At 47.9% G+C, this 3,764-nt stretch carries 4 protein-coding genes; all 4 read right to left on the bottom strand.

All coding sequences use genetic code 11. The features are described 5' to 3' along the window. Positions 1 to 37 precede the first annotated feature (37 nt). Entirely contained in the window at positions 38 to 1,546 is a 1,509-nt protein-coding gene (locus ACY69O_RS02875; RefSeq protein WP_462331962.1) for a sensor histidine kinase, read from the bottom strand. After that, positions 1,530 to 2,219 carry a response regulator transcription factor gene (locus tag ACY69O_RS02870; protein WP_462331961.1) on the bottom strand — a complete coding sequence of 230 codons (690 nt, stop codon included), beginning with the start codon at positions 2,217 to 2,219 and terminating at the stop codon, positions 1,530 to 1,532. The genes ACY69O_RS02875 and ACY69O_RS02870 overlap by 17 nt, the downstream gene beginning before the upstream one ends. A 182-nt stretch (positions 2,220 to 2,401) precedes the next feature. Beyond that, positions 2,402 to 2,806 (bottom strand): thioesterase family protein, encoded by a 405-nt coding sequence (locus ACY69O_RS02865; RefSeq protein ID WP_462331960.1) that lies wholly within the window; start codon positions 2,804 to 2,806, stop codon positions 2,402 to 2,404. A 39-nt stretch (positions 2,807 to 2,845) separates the two neighbouring features. Continuing rightward, positions 2,846 to 3,676: a LysR family transcriptional regulator gene (locus tag ACY69O_RS02860; RefSeq protein ID WP_462331963.1), complete on the bottom strand. Its 831-nt coding sequence runs from the start codon at positions 3,674 to 3,676 to the stop codon at positions 2,846 to 2,848. Positions 3,677 to 3,764: the final 88 nt, after the last annotated feature.

Genomic DNA, 3,764 nt, shown 5'->3' with positions numbered 1-3,764 from the left:
GGATTATGCTCCCATTTTTTCTTTTTCTAATTGTCTTTTAGGCTTTATTTTCAACCGTAGGTATGAGCATATGTATAGTCGTACCTTTTCCCAGCTCACTTTCTATAGAAAGTTTAATGTCATGTGAATCGGCAATCCACTGGGCGATAGCCATGCCAAGGCCCGTTCCTCCGACTCCTCCCTCGCCGGAGGTGCGGGATTTATCAACGCGGAAGAAGCGTTCAAAGACTTTTTTATGATTTTCGGGGGCGATACCTATGCCCTGATCAGTGACCGTGACATCCAGATAATCGCCTTTTCTTTCTGACGACAATGTTATTTCTGTTCCCTCAGGGGAGTATTTTATGGAGTTCTCAATAAAGACACGCAGCATCTGTCTGATGGTGACGCCGTCCGCAAAAATCACGCCCGGGTCATTTTTCAGCAGTGTTACTTTATGCTTCGTGGCAAATATTGCCGCCTTTTTGGCAATGGACTCCATGAGGTCTTTTACCTGGATTCTTTCCTTATTTAATACCTGCCGTTTCATATCGGCACGGGCAAGAAAAAGAAGTCTCTCTATAAGGCCGCGCATATCCGTTGCTTCCGTGCGTATATCGTTGACAGCCTCATTCAGGGCTTCGGGGTCATTCTTTCCCCATCTGGACAGCATATCGGCATAGCCCAAAATAACCGTGACAGGGGTACGAAGCTCATGGGATGCATCAGAGACAAATCTCTGCTGCTGCTTAAAGCCGACCTCAAGACGGTCAAGCATGCGGTTTATCGTTTCAACAAGCTGTTTCAGCTCGTCATCAACTTCAGGCACAGGAACCCTACGGCTCAAATCGTTTACCTCGATATCCTGCGCCGTCTGGTTTATCATGCGAATAGGATTGAGGGTTTTGCGGCTGGCAAAATATCCTGCCACAAGAGCAACGAGTATTCCGAAGAAATTCGACAGGAAAAAGCCGTTGGCAAGTATGTTAATGAACTGGCGCTCCGCAGTAATCATACGCATAAAGTGAAGCGTGTAATCCCTGCCTCGCCAGTGTACCGGCACTTCCTTAAAATAGAAGTGAAAATTATCCATTATGGAAACGCCAAGCTTTTTATTTGCCCAAATCGGATTATCGTTAACCGCGGATTCCTCAACATCCAGATAGCTTGGATAATGCTCCGCGTTGTTAAAGACTACACGCCCGTTTTCATTCGTTATACGCAGTACGGCGCCGGGAACAATCGCGCCCTGCCGAAAAAGGGCCATAACAAAGCGCGGCGGAGGTTCCCATTCAGGGTCCTCTGCCTTGCGTTTTTTCATGTATTCCTCATTTTGTTCTGATGTTCTGGGCGGCAGCTCCGATTCAGGCAGCTTGTCTGTTTCTTCCACAATACGCATCGTCTGGTCGATAGTTCTCTGCAGTTCTACACCCGCCTGATGGTATACGGAAAAATAAAGGCCAATAACGGTGAATGTACTTGATACAAAAAGAATCGTAACAAGAATCGACGCATAGAGCAGCGTAAGGCGCAGCGAAATGCGAATGGGTTTAATCTTTAATGACATACCCTACGCCCCGCATGGTATAGATATATTTCTCATCGAATTTTTCATCTATTTTGGCGCGCAAATATCTGATATAAACATCAACTACGTTCGTATCGCCTACATAGTCGTAGCCCCAGACCTTCTGAAGAATCTGGTCTCTGGAAAGTACGGTACGTTTGTTGCGAAGCAGGAATTCCAGAAGCAGGTACTCTTTTTTTGTGAGGTCTACGGTCTTGTCCTTTACCTTTACCTCGTAACGGTTCGGGTACATGACCAGGTCCTTCGCAACAAGAATCTCGCCCTCCGGCGTGTCGGTGGACGGGCGGTAGTTGCGGAGCACCGCGCGGATGCGTGCCAAAAGCTCCTGTATCGCGAAGGGCTTCGTAATATAGTCGTTCGCGCCAAGATTAAGTCCGTTAACCTTGTCCTCAAGGTCGTCCTTTGCCGTGAGCATTATTATAGGAACATCGGAGAGCTTGCGTACATTGCGGCAGATTTCCATGCCGTCCATATCCGGCAGCATTACATCCAGCAAAACAAGGTTAAACGAGCCCTGCAGAATCCTCTCGTACGCACGGCGTCCGTTTGCTTCGGTTGCTGTTTCAAAGCCTTCATGTTCAAGCTCCATTTGTAAGAAACGTGCAATTCGTCTCTCATCTTCGACGATAAAAATCTTCATAGGTTCCGCCATATAAACACCCTCCTTGAATAATTATCTCCTTAATAAGTCAAATATAATATATCCATAAGCAAAAAGAAAGCACCGCCCCGAGTATTTAAGAAAAATATAACCCCGGGCAGTGTCTGTTTAATTTATTTTAATTTTTATCTAAATAATCCTTCTCCTAAAGGAGAAGGATTATATTTTTGCTTTTAATGCGTTGCTTTGCTCTGTGCCTTTGCCATGAATTTCTCTGCTTCCACGGCAAACCTTTCATGTGTGCCGTGTCCGATTTCGCCGGATTCGTCAAAGGCTTTGACTTCGTATGATATTTTGCGTCCCTCCACTGCAGTGACCTTCGCAACCGCGCGGGTAAGTACGCCTATGGGAGTAGCCGAGGTGTGTTCTATGGACAGCGCAATACCGACACTGGTCCAGCCCTCCGGAAGATTTTCCTGCGCCAGCTCCGCAGCCGCCTGCTCCATAAGTGCCGTCATAGCAGGAGTCGCATAGACGTCCAGTGAGCCGCTGCCCATTGAACGGGCGGTGTTCTCCTGTGTTACTTCGGAAAGTGCTGCTTTTTCCATGCCTGCTTTAATGTATTCCGCTGCATCCATATAACGAGATCTCCTCCTGCTGCCGAAGCAGCTTTAGTTTTATTTTTGTACGTTCTTTACATACATTTCTTTGAACATATCAATGAAGTGACGCGCCGTTGCTGAAAGAGTTCTGTTTTTCAGCCACGATACGACGGTATGTGTCATCATGTCAGGGTCTACAAGCTTTTTGCAGACAAGCTGGCCGTCATCGGTGATAAGGCTCAGAGCCGAATACGGAACAAGAGCCATTCCGAGGCCCGTACGGACGTTCAGGATATCCTGCACGATACTGTCACTCTCGCAGACGAGGTGCGGTGTGAAGCCTGCTTTTTTGCACTGTGCAATGAAGGATCCCTTCCAACGGAAAGGGAGAATGATAGGCATATTTTTAAGCTCTTTAATGCGCACCGCATCATTCTTTTTACCGCAGATGCAGTTGTCACGGTTCATTACCATGATAAGCGGCTCATTGGACAGGATTATCGAATCGTAGATATTTGCATCTGCCTGGCTGCGCGTGATTCCGATTTCAATGGCACGGCTGTCGAGCAGTTCGAATACACGCGTGCCCTCGCTTTCCCAAATCTGGAATGTGACCTGAGGATAGCGCTCGTTGAAGGAACGCATAAGCTGCGGCAGGAACTGCGCACCCGAGGAAACGATGGTTCCGATGCGGATAGATCCCGCGACACCTGTGCCGATTTCCGTGATTTCACGCACTGTGCCGTCTACCATGCCGAGGATGTGCTCAACACGGGAGTAAAGAAGCTGTCCTGCCTCCGTAAGACGGATACGGCGGCTGCCGCGCTCAAAGAGCTTTACCCCGAGCGAGGTCTCCAGTCTCTTCATCTGACGGGAAAGCGCCGGCTGAGCGATGTCCAATCGCAGCGCCGCGTGGCTGTTGTTTCATTCCTCAACGACACCATAAAATCCCTGCATATATTTGATTTCCATAAAATACTCCTTGCTCATATAT

Source organism: Schwartzia sp. (in: firmicutes) (assembly GCF_978017985.1).
This window is presented reverse-complemented; position numbering and strand designations above follow the sequence as displayed.